Here is a 13,153-nt window from a genome sequence, read left to right on the forward strand (position 1 = left end):
TAGCGCGTAGACTCATTATGCGGCGCACCAGATTCGAACGCAGATAAGTTTGATTGCGGCGAGGAAATTGGCTGGATCCTTGTCGTAGCGGGTGGCAATGCCACGGTACTGCTTGATGCGATTGAAGAAGCGCTCGACGAGGTTTCGCTGTTTGTAGAGCCATGGCGAGAAGGCGAAGCGCTGCTTTCGATTGGATCGATTAGGGATGTTGGCCCAGACGTTCCTAGCCGCAGCGGCCTCACGGATTGCGTTGCTGTCATACCCCTTGTCGCCCAGCAGGGTGGCGCCTTCGGGAATGGCGTCGATCAGCGCTTCAGCCTCACAGGCATCGTGGACCTGCCCGCCTGTCAGTCTTAGGCTGACAGGGCGTCCTTCAGCATCGACAAGAGCGTGGAGTTTGCTGGTGAGACCGCCCCGGGAACGTCCCATGCCACGATCGCAACTTCCCCCTTTTTGCCCGTCGCACCGTTCTGGTGGACGCGCATGCAAGTGGAATCGATCATCACCAGTTCGCCATTATATCCGGCGGAAACCGCTGCCAGCAGCCGGTCCCAGACCCCGGCTTTGCGCCAGCGGACAAACCGGTTGTAGCAGGTCGTCGGAGGCCCATAGCGCTCAGGCACTTCGGCCCATGTAGCTCCCGAGCGAAAGCGCCACATGATCCCGTTGAGAACGCGGCGATCATCCACCCGCGCCACACCGCGAGGCTTGTTGGGCAGCAACGGCTCGATAATCCCCCATTCCCGATCTGTCAGTTCATACCGACGACGTGCCATCCAACCCTCCAATGCTGGAGAGCCGTGAATCATCTCACTCGCCAAACCGCAATCTATTTATGAGTTTACGGCCTAGTAGGCGTGGCAAAGCCGAATGGCGAGCCCCTGATGCGCGAGGAAGCGACTGTTGGTGACATTGACCTGGCCATCGTCAGGTCCGAGGTCCCTCGCTTCGACGATCTGGACGATCGGATAGAGCAGTGGCTCGCCTATCCGCCGGAGGTCGCGCGAGCCTTCGAGCCTGAACTGACGGATTTGCTGGGATGCCGGATTCATCGACCGAACCTTGGCAACCATGAGGGGCGCTGCCCTTCTCGACTACTTCGCGAACCGGAGCGGAAGGCAGGTGCGATCGACGCCCACGCGCCCGATCAGCACGCGCTGATCGAAGCCCTTCGGGCGGACGAACTGCCCGAGCCCGTGACCGGCTGACTGACCACAGGGACAGATGTTCGCATGGATCGACAGGGGATGAAATGCGGGACCATGATCATCAGGAGGGCGCCGCCGAAAGGCGGCGACACAAACGCCTCGGCACCTGCCGCGCGCTCATCGAGGAACGGCGACTTGTGGAGAAGAGCCTTGGCGTCCAGCTTTGTGCCAATCCGAACTGCGACATGCTGCTCCACCTCTATGAAGCGGAACCGGAAGGCTTTGCGGTCTACCAGTCGGCGCTTTGCACGGTCGCCAATATTCCATATTCCAGCGCCCATCGCTGGACCGCCACCATCGCAACACGCAAAATATTGATGCGCCGCCTCGACCTGCGCGACAAGCGGCGGGTCACGGTCCGGCTCGTGCCGCCCGTGAAGGAGGCGCTCGACAGAATCATGGACGAAGCATCCACCGCTGCGATCGATTTCGTCGATCGTTGCACCATTGATACCGATAGCATATGATGTGTGATGCGCAATGCTGGAGGATGGGACGATGCGAACGACTCTTGTGATCGATGATGACGTGATGGCGGCCGCGCGCGCCATTGCCGACCATCAACACAGCTCGATCGGTCGCGTTCTGTCGGATCTCGCGCGTAAGGCGCTGCACGCCCCGGAGGCGTCGCGGACGCGGAACGGCATCAGCCTGCTTCCGACAAAGCCGGGTGTTGTGGTGACGCAGGAGATCGTCAATGCCCTTCGCGATGAGGCGCCATGACTTATCTTCTGGACGTCAATGTCCTGGTCGCGTTGATCGATCCCAATCATGTGGGCCATGAAGCGGCCCATCGCTGGTTTGAAGCAGAAGGCAGCAAGGCCTGGGCGACCTGCCCTATCACGGAAAATGGCGTGATCCGGATCGTCGGCAACGTCCGCTACCCCTCAACGCCAGGCTCGCCGGCTGAAGTGGCGATGATCATGGGCCAGATGTGCAAGCTTCCCGGGCACAGCTTCTGGGCCGAAGATATCAGCCTCCTGACAGCGGCACATGTCGATGCCAGCCAGATCCTTACCTCCGCCCAAGTGACCGATACCTATCTCCTCGCGCTTACCGTCGCCAACAAGGGCAAGCTCGCCACTTTCGACCGGCGCCTTACTTCCAGAGGGGTTACGGGTGGCAAGGACGCGATCCACCTCATCGGAAATCATTGATGCGCACCGACCTCGACCATCTTCCCGCGGCCAAGTAGCGCGAGCTTGAAGAAGTCGTCCGCATCCTGTTCGCTGAGTTTCGTGAAGCGACCGAGAATGCGACCGGCCGCAAGAAATCGGCCCGCATCCTCAAGATCATCCTGTTCGGCTCTTACGCCCAGGGCGACTGGGTCGACGCGCCGTTCGACGCCAACCAGTATAAGTCCGACATGGATATCCTGGTGATCGTCAACCAGAAGGAACTGGCCGACGTGGCGGCCTACTGGTCGGTGGCCGAGCAGCGCCTGATCGATGCCTATCTGATCGAGAAGCGCCTCAACACGCCGGCGCATTTCATCGTCCATTCGCTCCAGCAGGTGAACCAGGGCCTCAGCCACGGCCGGGTCTTCTTCATGGAAATCGCCGAGCAGGGCATCGCCCTTTACGAGGCGGACGATCGCGAGCTTGCCAAGCCCAAGCCCAAGACCCCGCCAGAGGCAGCCGCGGCAGCGCAGGACTATTTCGACGATTACTTTTCTGAGGCGATGCAGGCTTTCGAAGTTGCAAAGTTCGGTATCGAAAAGTCCTTCTTCAGGAAGGCGGCATTCGATCTCCACCAAACCGCCGAGCGACTATACCATACCCTCACCTTCTACACCCCATACGATCACAATATCGCGTTTCTTCGGCTGCAATCTGAAGGGCGTGACCCTACCCTCTTCGACGTCTGGCCGCGAGGGCCCCGCAGAGAGCGCGCGATGTTTCAGAAACTCAAGGACGCCTACTTGAAGGCCCGCTATTCCAAGCACTATCAGATCAACTTGGATGAGTTGAACTGGCTGGCCGAACGCGTTGAGGCTCTCGGTAAGACATCGCATTCGATATGCTCTGCGCATATTGCAAAGTTGAAGGAGAAGGCGCGACACCGACTTTGTCAGCGGCCCCTTCAGCGGGGATTCAGTCGATACCGGAACGACTGACCTTGGGACTTTCTGCTCGGTCGGCTTTGGAGCGGCGAGAAGGTAAGCTGCCGTTCCGGCTTCCCCAACCCATTGCATTCGAGAACGGCTGAGGCGGCCATGACCGATAATCGTTGATAGCGGATTCTCGACCGTGCCGCAAACCGCTGCACACATTCTGCAACTGGATCGTTGCCTTTTCCAGCTTAGTAAAGCTGGATGCCGGAGGCAAGAACGGCTGCAGGATTTCCCACTCGCCGGCCGTCAAATCGGTTGGCAAACGCAGGCCTTTGCTGGCATGGCGCCCCCGAGTGATGTCAGTCCACATCGTTGAAATCCAAGTCGTTTTTGGCGAAACCCCGGAAGCAATGTTCACCCAAGCTGTAAAGCTAGGGCGCTGATATCACTCAACTGAATTTCGGTGCGGACACTTAGAAAAGTGACAATTTGCCACCGGCTTCCAGATATGCCTGGAATGTCGTTTCGCGTTGGGGCGAAGAAAGAGCGGGTCGTGGGCCAAGAGTATCGCCCAGTCCCATCACAAGGGAGTCGTCAGGACTGAATCGCGCCCAGGGCGATGACGGTGTCGCAGGCGATCCATGTTGCATGAAGGCGATCAGATAATCTTGTAGTTGCCGTGAGACGGTTACATCCTTGTCCGTGAATTTCCGCGGTCCCATGCCGAGATTGCCGAAAAGATATGGGACGCTGGCCGTATGAAATGCGCCGAAAGCGGCTCCCCCCGTCGCAGCGGGATAAGGATGGTCGTAGAGGTAGGGATAGACTGCCTGACCCGAACTACGCACTCGCTCCCTTGCCCATACCAGAAGATTCGCCATGTAGCGGTCGCGGCTGATCTCTTTGATGGAATGGTCGATCTCGGAAGTCGTGGAGTGAGGGTAGAGCGCAAGGAAGCGATCTGCAAAATCGCCATAGCGATTTTTCACGAACTCCTCGAAGTCTGCCGGGCTTTTCGGCACACCGAACACGGTGCCTTCATCCGCGTTGAACCCGGTCATCAGCGGCACGTTGGACACGATCGGCGTGCTGCCGGCGCCGGGATCGCCCTTCACCACCACGCCGTCATCATTGGGCGCGAAACGGATTTCTGGCATGCTGGCGTTCTTGCCGCTTTTGGGCGGTGGCACATAGCTTGCCTCCTGAAGCTGCGCAGGGCTTAGCTTGCGCAGGTCCGCGATGGAACCGGCGCCAACTCTTTGCGCCAACTCCACGCCATAGCCTTCGGCCTTTTCGAGCGTCCGCATGTTCACGCCCATGCCGGATCCGCTCACCGCGACAGCCCGCTGGAAGAGTCCCTTGGCGGCAGGCGCCACGATCAGGTCATTGACTGCCGCCGCGCCGGCAGATTCTCCGGAAATGGTGACATCATCTGGATTCCCACCCAGCCGCGCGACGTTCGACCTGACCCATTTCAGCGCGGCGATCATGTCTAGCAGGCCGTAATTGCCTGATGTCCCGTGACCCGATTCCCGCGTCAGTTCGGGATGCGCCATAAAGCCGAACACCCCCAATCTGTAATTGATCGAAATGACGACCACGCCGCGCCCTGCCAGTTTCGCTCCGTCATAAATCGGCATGGAGGCCGATCCGCTGCCAAAACCACCGCCGTGGATATAGACCAGCACCGGGCGACCTTTGGTGTCGGCGCCCGGCGTCCAGACATTGAGATAGAGGCAATCCTCGCTGACGGGCGCCTGGTTGAGGAACTCATCCGTATAGGGTCCGAAAAGACGCGAAGGCGACTGATAACAGGCTGCGGACTTTTGCGTGGCGTTGCGTATTCCGTTCCAGTGTCGCACTGGTTGCGGATCACGCCAGCGGAGCCCGTCGACCGGTGGCTGAGCATAAGGCACGCCCAGAAAGGCGACAACAGCGCCGCTGCGCACGCCCTTTACCTGTCCGTTGTCCAGCCTGACCATTGGTGCGTCGGGTGGCGGGGCTGCGGCGGTCAATGTTACAGCCAGCGTGACGCCTGCCAGGAGACGGATGGCAAATATGCGGACAGGATGCAAAGCTGTTCTCCCTCTTGCAGTTATCAGAAACGAGCGTCGAATTGCAGACCGACGGTCCGTTGCGAGTTCGGATCGAGAATCTGCCACAGTCCGCCCTTGGCGAAGGCCGTTGTTGGATAGATCTGGGTTGGATAGATTTTGTTGGTCAGGTTGCGTCCGAACAGGGCGAGCGTCCAACCTTCACCGCCTCTCAGTCCGACGCGCGCATTGAACAGCGTTTGCGACGGGACGGTGAAGATCGGATCGGCGGACAGATACATGGACTGACGCGAGCGAATGGTGGCGTCGCCGCCCACAAAGGCAGAGACATCGCCGGTCAATGGTGCTTCCTGTTCGACGGAAATGGTCATCTTGAACTTCGGGGCGTAGTTGAGTTGCTTACCCTCAAGGGCGGAGCCGTCAGCGCCGACGAAGTTCCTGGGATATTTCGCCAGATTGTAGATGCCGGAAATATTGATCGTATTCCCCTGGAAGGGATGGCCGAACAATTCCCACTCCGCGCCCTTGCTGATAACCTTGGGCACATTCACATTGGAACACAGGATGCCGGTCGGGGCCGAAACGCAGGATTGGGTCTGAAAATCCTTGACCCGGGTGTAGAACAGATCTGCATTGAAATAGAGCTTCCGGTCGAAAAGGCTCTGTTTGATACCTATCTCAAAGCTCGTCGGGCGCTCCGCATCGATAGCGTCGAGAACGCGATCAGTTCTGGTAAGCGCGTCGTTGATTTGCGGCGCCTTGTAACCCGTCGATACCGTAAAATACGCCATCGTTGCGTCTGACAGGTCATATTGCACACCGGCTCGCCAGGTCAGAGCGTCAGCCGATGCCTTAGCCGAGAAATAGTCGCTGACGCCGGAATTGATCGGGTCGGAAATGGTTTCCGACACGTCGGAGTGCGTATAGCGAGCGCCCAGGATCAGGCGAGCGGCAGGGGACAGGCGATAAGTGGCGTTGCCGAAGACGGCATAATCCTTGGCAGTCGAGGTTGTTTCGCCAATGGCATTGCCCAATACCACGTCAAATCCAAGAAAAGCGGGGTGTGCGACAAGCTGGCTCGGCTTGTGATTGGAGAAGGTGGCGCTCTGAAAATACAGCCCTCCCACCCATTCGAGTGGCAAATTGGTTTCCGACGCGAGACGCAATTCCTGGGTGAACAGGCTGCGGCGCGTGCGTTCCGGATCGTCGACACTACCGCTCGTCAGCGAGACGACCGGCGAACAGTTCACGAAATCACAATTTTGCAAATAAGTGCGGGCAAAGTTCGGTGCGATGCCGATCACGCTGGAAACAGACTTCTGGCTTGTCTTGCGATAGGATGTGAGAGATGTCAGGGTCGTTGCGCCGAGTTTCCAGTCAACCTGGCCCGATATGCCCCCGATCTGCTGGCGGGCGCTATTGGGGAAACCGGCGCAGTTGTCGACATTGTCCGGCGAAGGCGTGATGCCGCATGCTGCCAGCGCCTGAGCCAGCAGGCTTCCCGGTGTTGCCGCCCGGTAAAGCAGGCCGCCGCCATATTTGTTGGTGCTCTTGTTGTAGTCTACGATCAGATTGACCGTCACATCATCACCGACATCAAAGAGATAACGGCCCCGGAAACCGAAATTGGTCGTATCCTGCTGGCGCCCGTTGCTCAGATCGCGGGATATTCCGTTGTTGTTGAACATGTAACCGGCAAGGCGCAGGGCTGACGTATCGGACACGGGAATGTTCACCCCGCCACGCACTGCGCCGCGGAAATATTCGGAGCCTATCGGCTTGATCCCGATTTCACCGTTGAGGAATGCCGACAACTCACCAATCTGCGGAGCACGCGTGGTGATGTTGAGAACGCCTGCGGAGACGGAGCTTCCAAACAGCGTGCCTTGCGGCCCCTTCAGCACCTCAACCCGTTCCGTGTCGAAAATGTCGCTGATATTCGCATTGCCCAGCACGATGCCGTCCAGCACGATGCTGACCGAGCTGGCCGAGGTGGCGTTGCCGATCTGATTGGTGCCAATGCCGCGGACAAAGCCGCCGCCGCCTGGCGCAGCGGCCGGGGCCGTGAACTCAATTGAAGCGCTGGCCTGTGAGAGATCCTGCACCGACTGCACCCCTCGCCGGGCAAGCTGATCGGCAGACACGACCGTTATCGAGATCGGAACATCCTGAACATTTTCCGCTCTTTTCTGAGCGGTCACGATGATTTCGCTATCTCTGATGTCACCTGTATCGCGGTTTTGAGCCTGAGCCGCGGGGGCAAGCCCGATCAAAAGCGCCGTCAACGACGTGCCCAAAAGATATGCTCTCATGTGAATCCTCCCCAATTTTTCTCTCAGTTCAACGATATCGGGCCTAGTCTGCCTCTATTTATAGAACCAATATTTTAAACCGGCTTTTGAGTCAATGGATTCTAAACGGGATTGGCAAAGATCGGGTGGCAAGGATTGGCTATCTGGGGAACAGGTTGGCTTAGCCAGTTCGGGGCACTAGTGTCGGCCTATGAATGATGATCGCATCCTGGAGATCTCTGCTGTCGCTGCGTCGCCCGCATTGGTTCGCCCCCCCCTCCAGCAGCGTAGCCGGGAAACGCATCGTAAAATTATCGATGCGGCCAAGGACATATTGATCGCGAAGGGAATTTCCGGCCTGACACTACAAGAGGTGGCGCAGAGGGCTGGCGTATCGAATGGCGCCCTTCATTATCGGTTCAACAGCAAGGAGGCGCTGTCCATCACACTGATTACCCACCTTCTTCACGATATAAGAGATAAAGAGAGGATCATGCATAACAAACTTATTAAAGAAAGTAGAAATATCGATGAAATGATGCGGTCATATATTAAAGAATACTTTAGAATAATGCAGGATTTTAATCCTATATTCAATGGATCTATCGGCGTTATTAAGGCTAACAGAGACCTTTCTCGATTAGGGGTGGAAGTTGCACAGGAAGCGGAGGATTTGGCTAAAGCGACATTTCTGTCCTTCGTCGAAAATAAATCTGCTGCACGACAAGTCGAGAAAGCCGATGAGGTTTTCCATATTATCTTTTCGTTCGTTATTCGCGAAATTCAATTTCCCAGTTCAGCTCCTGGCTCACCGCAAAGGCTAAGGCGTCAGGACGCGCTTGCCAGAATGTGTGTGGCATACCTCCAGGCTGGCAATGATGGGCCGTTCGTAGAGGGGGCCTGAGCATCGCGTTATAGTTGACGTGTGGAACTGCGATCGTTCCATCAATGATGCTCAGATCTTGATCGCTTATGAAAGCTCGAAACGTCGCTCAATCCCGATAGGCTAGGCGCAACCCTTGGCGAGCGTCGGGTGGCTACCAAGCACCGTTGAGGTGCGATACATTGGGCTAAGTGCCTACCGGCTGATTAGGCCGACGATGCAGCCATGCGCGGAGCCGGCATCTACCCCAGGGTCGCCTTCCTTTGCGATACAATCTAGACAGACCTCGGCGACAGCTCTCATCAGGACCGGACGTTTACCGGAGCAGATGTGAACGACCGAGTTTGGTCGATTTAGACATGGAATGCCGTCCGCCCTCTGCAAAGAGCCACTCGTTACAACAATGCCCTGGCTGCCTACGCTGCAGGCTCTTGCGAACGGTTATCAACTTCGTCTAGACCGCCATGGTGTCGACAAACGCCCTCGATCTTTCATGCCTGCTTCAGAGCGAACGGTCTTCGCTTTTGCGGATGCTGTTGCGCGTGCTGGATCGCAGCATGGTCGCCGATGCGCTCCAGACCTTGTGGTTGCGAATCCAGAAAGTGGGGGACGATCCGCCGATCAACGACAAGCGCTCCTATCTGTTCGCTCTGGCCGCCAACGTCGCCTGGGATCAGGGCCGCGAACTGGCCCGGCGTCGCAAGATTCAGGCGGAAGCCGACGCGATCCTGTGGGGGGCGGAGCGCAGTCCTTCAGCCGAAACCATGATGATCGCGCGCGACGAACTGAAACGCGTGCTGGAGGCGGCCGATCACCTGTCGGAACCGACCCGCACCATCTTCTGGCTTAACCGGATCGAGGCTATTCCCCAACGCGACATTGCCGTGCGCCTCGGCGTTTCGCGCACCACCGTCGAAAAGCATATCCGGCGCGCCCTCTCGCTATTGGGTCAGGCCCGCGACGGGGGATGAGATCTTTTATTTTCATCGGGGGTTAGGCACGGTGCTACGGAAAACGCCTCGCCGACATGGAGCCTATGCACCGCCATGCTGTGAAGACAGCCCATGACATCTCGTGAACAGGGCGACCGCGGGGCCATGACGCAGGCCGCCCGTGACTGGATCATGCGGCTTGCTTCCGGGGACATTACGGAACAGGAACTGGCGGATCTGGCGCATTGGCGCGAGGCGCCCGATTGCGAGGCGGTGTTTCAGCATGAACTGGCGCTCTGGCGAAGTCTTGACGCCGTGGGCGATCATCTTGCGCCACAGGTGCCGGCATCAGATCCTGTGGCGGCGAAGGTCGGCCAACGCTTCCAGCGCAGATATGCCATAGCGGGGATCGCAGCCAGCCTCGCCCTGATGGCCGCCGTGCCGGAGGCCCTTCTGCGGTTGAAGTCCGATCATCGCACCGGCGCTACCGTGGAGATGGTTTCGCTTCCCGATGGGTCACGCGCCATGCTGGATGCCGGAAGCGCCATAGCGGTCGACTATGACCCGGGCGGGCGCCGGATCGAACTGCTCAAGGGACGCGCCTGGTTCAACGTCGTTCACGACAATGCCAGACCGTTCAGGGTCGCAGCCAACGGCGGGATCGTCGAGGATGTGGGCACGGCCTTCACCGTGTCGGCTGGAGGCGAGAATTCGGAAGCCGCCGTGACCAGCGGCATCGTTCAGGTCCGATCCGACAGAGGCGATGGCCGCTGGATGCGATTGACCGTGGGGCAGCGCGCGTCCTGGACCGATGGCGCGGCGCCGATGCGCCGGGCCGCCCTGCCGATCGGCCGGATCGCCGCCTGGCGAGGGGGCGACGTGGTGCTCACGCAAGCACCTGTCCGCGATGCCATTCAGGAGATCGCACGCTATCGGAGCGGCCCGACCTTCATTTTCGGGCAAGTGGACGGCCTCGCACCTGTGACGGCGATCCTTCGCGCCGCCCGCGCGGATGAAGGGCTGGATGCGCTGGCTGCCAGCGCATCCCTGCAAATCACCCGTTTGCCCGGCGGAATCGCGATCGTTCGACCGGCGCGATAAAAATTTCGCCGCAAGGGTTAGGCAAGACGATTCTGAAAACGCCATGGGCATGATCGATCAGATGACAATGCGACGCATCATTTGATCGGATGCTGTCTGCTATGATTTCTTGCTGGGGGTTTCGTCTTGTCCAACCGTTCATCCCGTCCGATTTTTCTGCGTGCCGCGCATCTGACTGCGGCGCTTCTTGTCGGCACTGCACTCGGTCCGCTCGGCGGCACGGTGGCTTACGCTCAATCAGGAGGCGCAACGGCCTCGGCGCGCGACTTCAACATTAGGTCACAGCAACTGGTGGACGCGATGCGGGAGTTTTCGCAGGCGACCGGCATCCAGGTCGTCTACACCGCCTCTGTCGGTAGCGGTGTAGCTGCTGGCGAAGCGTCCGGCTCTTTCTCTGCAGCGGAAGCGCTGTCGCGGATTCTGACCGGAACGGGCCTAACCTATCGTTTCACCGGCGCGAATGCCGTCACGCTGGAGCCTGCGCCCCAGTCGACGGATGGGGTGGTCCGTCTTGGTCCCGTCCGGGTCGAGGGAGACAGCGCCGCTTCCAGCCCGACCGCGTCGCAGTTTGCAACGGCGACAGGGCCGGTGGGCAGCTATGTGGCGCGCCGCAGCGCATCGGCAACCAAGACCGATACGCCGTTGATCGAAACCCCCGCTTCCATCTCTGTCGTCACGCGCGAACAGATGGACGTGCAGCAGGTCAAGACGATATCACAGGCGTTGCGATATACCGCCGGGGTCACGGCGGATATCGCGGGATCGCAGGTGATTGCGGACCAGTTCATCGTCCGGGGTTTCCAGCAAGGCGCGGGCCGGGTGCTGAAGGATGGCCTGCGCATGTTCCCGAGCGATTATCTCGGCTGGGATGCGCCCGAACCCTATGGCCTTGAGCGGGTGGAAATCCTGCGCGGGGCAAGTTCGGTCCTGTACGGCGCATCCGATCCGGGCGGGCAGATCAACCTCATTTCCAAGCGCGCGCCGCAAGAACCGCTCTATCAGTTGCAACTGCAACGCGGTAGTTTCGATTATTGGCATGCGGCCGGGGACATTGGCGGGCCGCTCGACAAGGATGGGACATTATCCTATCGGCTGACAGGCCTGTATCGGGAAAGCGATGCGCAGGTCGATTTCATCCATAACAGGCGTATCTTCGTCGCGCCCACGGTGACATGGCGGCCAGACAGCCGGACGGAACTGACCATCCTGACGGAATATCAGAAGCAGACCGGCAATTTCGCCAACCCGGTCCCCGCCGATGGCTCGCTATTTTCCAATCCCAATGGCCATATCCCGCGCAACCGCAACATCGGTGATCCCGACTTCGACCGTAGCAGCAGCGAGAAATGGGCGCTGGGCTACGCCTTCGACCACCAGTTGAGCGAGGCGATCTCCCTTCGCCAGAACTTGCGTTATACCCATGTCCGCCACGATAGCGCCGAACTCTTCTTCCTCAGCTGGGTCGGCACCGCCCAGCGGTCGATCGACCGCTTCTCGGACGAGCGGCGCGGTTCAGGCGATATCTTCTCGGTCGATACACAGGTCGAGGGCCGTTTCCAGACGGGACCGCTCAGCCATACGCTGCTGGCGGGGCTGGACTATAACCGGACCAGCTACGACCAGTGGCAGCGGCTCGGCTATGCCACGCCGCTGGATCTGTTCACGCCCGTCTATGGCAATGTCACGCCCTTCTTCTTCCCGGCCAGCGAATATGAGCAAACCATCGATCAGACCGGCCTCTATCTTCAGGATCAGGTCAAACTTGGCGGCAAGTGGGTCATGCTGCTGGGCGGTCGCTATGACTGGGTGCGCAACGCCAACAGCGCCAGTTGGGCCGCCGAACCAGTGCAGAAGGACGGCAAGTTCACAGGGCGCGCCGGTCTGGTCTATCTGGCCGACAACGGCCTTGCTCCCTATCTCAGCTTCTCCCAGTCTTTCCTGCCTGCGACGGGCCGCACCTTCGACAATCAGATATTCCGGCCGGAAACCGGTCGGCAATATGAGGCGGGCGTCAAATATCAGCCGACAGACGGCAACAGCCTCTACACGATCGCCGTCTTCGACCTCACCAAGGACAATGTGTCCACCACCGATCCGCTTCATCCCGGCTACAGCATTCAGGATGGTCGGACGCGATCCCGTGGCGTGGAGGCTGAGGCTAAGCTGAGCGTGGCGGCGGGCTTCAACCTCCTCGCCACCTTTTCCTGGAACGACGTGAAGGTAATGCGATCGAACGAGTCGGCCATCCTTGGGAACCGTCCGTTTCGCGTGCCGGAACATCAGGCGTCCCTGTGGAGCGACTATAGCATTACCACAGGCGCTTTCTCGGGCCTGAGCGGCGGTGGCGGCTTCCGTTATATAGGCAGCAGCTATGGCGATCGAGAGAACAGCTTCAAGGTGCCCTCCTATACCGTCGTCGATGCCTTTCTTCGCTATGCACCGCCTGCTCTGGGTGGGCTATCCCTTGAACTGAATGCATCGAATCTCTTCGACAAGGGCTATATCGCAGGATGCTTCAATCGGAACGGCTGCCAATATGGCCAGGGCCGGAACATTTATGTGACCCTCGCTTATGATTGGTGAATGCCCATGCCAGGCGGATTGATTGCCATGTCGAGCGGCTCGACATAG

General features: G+C 59.1%; 13 protein-coding genes. 9 read left to right on the forward strand and 4 right to left on the reverse strand.

Features of this window, described 5'->3' with window-relative positions; all coding sequences use genetic code 11:
* Positions 1-15: 15 nt before the first annotated feature.
* A protein-coding gene (locus DM806_RS09035) for an IS5 family transposase (protein ID WP_218647277.1) occupies positions 16-776 on the reverse strand; the annotation gives its coding sequence in 2 pieces (ribosomal slippage) (positions 16-440 and positions 440-776; 762 coding nt in all).
* 108 nt (positions 777-884) lie between these two features.
* Between DM806_RS09035 and DM806_RS09040 the strand changes: the two genes are divergently transcribed.
* The 5 genes from DM806_RS09040 (at position 885) to DM806_RS09060 (ending at position 3,324) form a co-directional block, all read left to right on the forward strand.
* Entirely contained in the window at positions 885-1,208 is a 324-nt protein-coding gene (locus DM806_RS09040; protein ID WP_179042906.1) for a hypothetical protein, read from the forward strand.
* Positions 1,209-1,252: 44 nt separating this feature from the next.
* Positions 1,253-1,675, forward strand: a complete 423-nt coding sequence (locus DM806_RS09045; protein WP_179042907.1) for a MarR family transcriptional regulator — start codon at positions 1,253-1,255, stop codon at positions 1,673-1,675.
* A gap of 31 nt (positions 1,676-1,706) precedes the next feature.
* Positions 1,707-1,931 (forward strand): CopG family transcriptional regulator, encoded by a 225-nt coding sequence (locus DM806_RS09050; protein ID WP_179042908.1) that lies wholly within the window; start codon positions 1,707-1,709, stop codon positions 1,929-1,931.
* On the forward strand, positions 1,928-2,365 hold the full coding sequence (locus DM806_RS09055; protein WP_179042909.1) for a TA system VapC family ribonuclease toxin: 438 nt from the start codon (positions 1,928-1,930) through the stop codon (positions 2,363-2,365). Before DM806_RS09050 ends, DM806_RS09055 begins: the two co-directional genes overlap by 4 nt.
* 221 nt (positions 2,366-2,586) lie before the next feature.
* Complete coding sequence (locus DM806_RS09060) at positions 2,587-3,324, forward strand: nucleotidyltransferase (protein WP_306294749.1); 738 nt, start codon at positions 2,587-2,589, stop codon at positions 3,322-3,324.
* On the opposite strand, the gene DM806_RS27765 is transcribed toward DM806_RS09060, so the two are convergent.
* From DM806_RS27765 to DM806_RS09075, 3 genes are all read right to left on the reverse strand, one after another.
* Entirely contained in the window at positions 3,302-3,631 is a 330-nt protein-coding gene (locus DM806_RS27765) for a hypothetical protein (protein WP_179042910.1), read from the reverse strand. The two genes, DM806_RS09060 and DM806_RS27765, sit on opposite strands and share 23 nt — an antisense overlap.
* A gap of 103 nt (positions 3,632-3,734) precedes the next feature.
* Entirely contained in the window at positions 3,735-5,423 is a 1,689-nt protein-coding gene (locus DM806_RS09070) for a carboxylesterase/lipase family protein (protein WP_218647421.1), read from the reverse strand.
* The gene (locus DM806_RS09075; RefSeq protein ID WP_179042911.1) at positions 5,360-7,627 is read right to left on the reverse strand and encodes a TonB-dependent receptor; all 2,268 of its coding nucleotides are present in this window, start codon (positions 7,625-7,627) and stop codon (positions 5,360-5,362) included. The genes DM806_RS09070 and DM806_RS09075 overlap by 64 nt, the downstream gene beginning before the upstream one ends.
* A gap of 190 nt (positions 7,628-7,817) precedes the next feature.
* Here DM806_RS09075 and DM806_RS09080 point away from each other — a divergent pair, with 190 nt between their 5' ends.
* The 4 genes from DM806_RS09080 to DM806_RS09095 all read left to right on the forward strand — a co-directional run bounded on the left by DM806_RS09080 (position 7,818) and on the right by DM806_RS09095 (position 13,105).
* Positions 7,818-8,510 carry a TetR/AcrR family transcriptional regulator gene (locus DM806_RS09080; protein ID WP_179042912.1) on the forward strand — a complete coding sequence of 231 codons (693 nt, stop codon included), beginning with the start codon at positions 7,818-7,820 and terminating at the stop codon, positions 8,508-8,510.
* A gap of 521 nt (positions 8,511-9,031) precedes the next feature.
* Complete coding sequence (locus tag DM806_RS09085) at positions 9,032-9,460, forward strand: RNA polymerase sigma factor (RefSeq protein WP_218647422.1); 429 nt, start codon at positions 9,032-9,034, stop codon at positions 9,458-9,460.
* A 93-nt stretch (positions 9,461-9,553) separates the two neighbouring features.
* On the forward strand, positions 9,554-10,522 hold the full coding sequence (locus tag DM806_RS09090; RefSeq protein ID WP_179042914.1) for a FecR family protein: 969 nt from the start codon (positions 9,554-9,556) through the stop codon (positions 10,520-10,522).
* A gap of 126 nt (positions 10,523-10,648) precedes the next feature.
* Positions 10,649-13,105, forward strand: coding sequence for a TonB-dependent siderophore receptor (locus tag DM806_RS09095; protein WP_218647423.1), 2,457 nt, complete (start codon positions 10,649-10,651; stop codon positions 13,103-13,105).
* Positions 13,106-13,153 lie beyond the last annotated feature (48 nt).

This window comes from Sphingobium lactosutens (assembly GCF_013393185.1).
GTDB classification, from domain to species: Bacteria; Pseudomonadota; Alphaproteobacteria; order Sphingomonadales; family Sphingomonadaceae; genus Sphingobium; species Sphingobium lactosutens_A.

Excerpts from the sequence above, each read along its gene's own strand:
- DM806_RS27765 (WP_179042910.1), bottom strand. The coding sequence starts at position 3,631 with ATGTGGACTGACATCACTCGGGGGCGCCATGCCAGCAAAGGCCTGCGT.
- DM806_RS09075 (WP_179042911.1), bottom strand. The coding sequence starts at position 7,627 with ATGAGAGCATATCTTTTGGGCACGTCGTTGACGGCGCTTTTGATCGGG.
- DM806_RS09040 (WP_179042906.1), top strand. The coding sequence starts at position 885 with ATGCGCGAGGAAGCGACTGTTGGTGACATTGACCTGGCCATCGTCAGG.
- DM806_RS09080 (WP_179042912.1), top strand. The coding sequence starts at position 7,818 with ATGAATGATGATCGCATCCTGGAGATCTCTGCTGTCGCTGCGTCGCCC.
- DM806_RS09050 (WP_179042908.1), top strand. The coding sequence starts at position 1,707 with ATGCGAACGACTCTTGTGATCGATGATGACGTGATGGCGGCCGCGCGC.
- DM806_RS09045 (WP_179042907.1), top strand. The coding sequence starts at position 1,253 with ATGCGGGACCATGATCATCAGGAGGGCGCCGCCGAAAGGCGGCGACAC.
- DM806_RS09055 (WP_179042909.1), top strand. The coding sequence starts at position 1,928 with ATGACTTATCTTCTGGACGTCAATGTCCTGGTCGCGTTGATCGATCCC.
- DM806_RS09090 (WP_179042914.1), top strand. The coding sequence starts at position 9,554 with ATGACATCTCGTGAACAGGGCGACCGCGGGGCCATGACGCAGGCCGCC.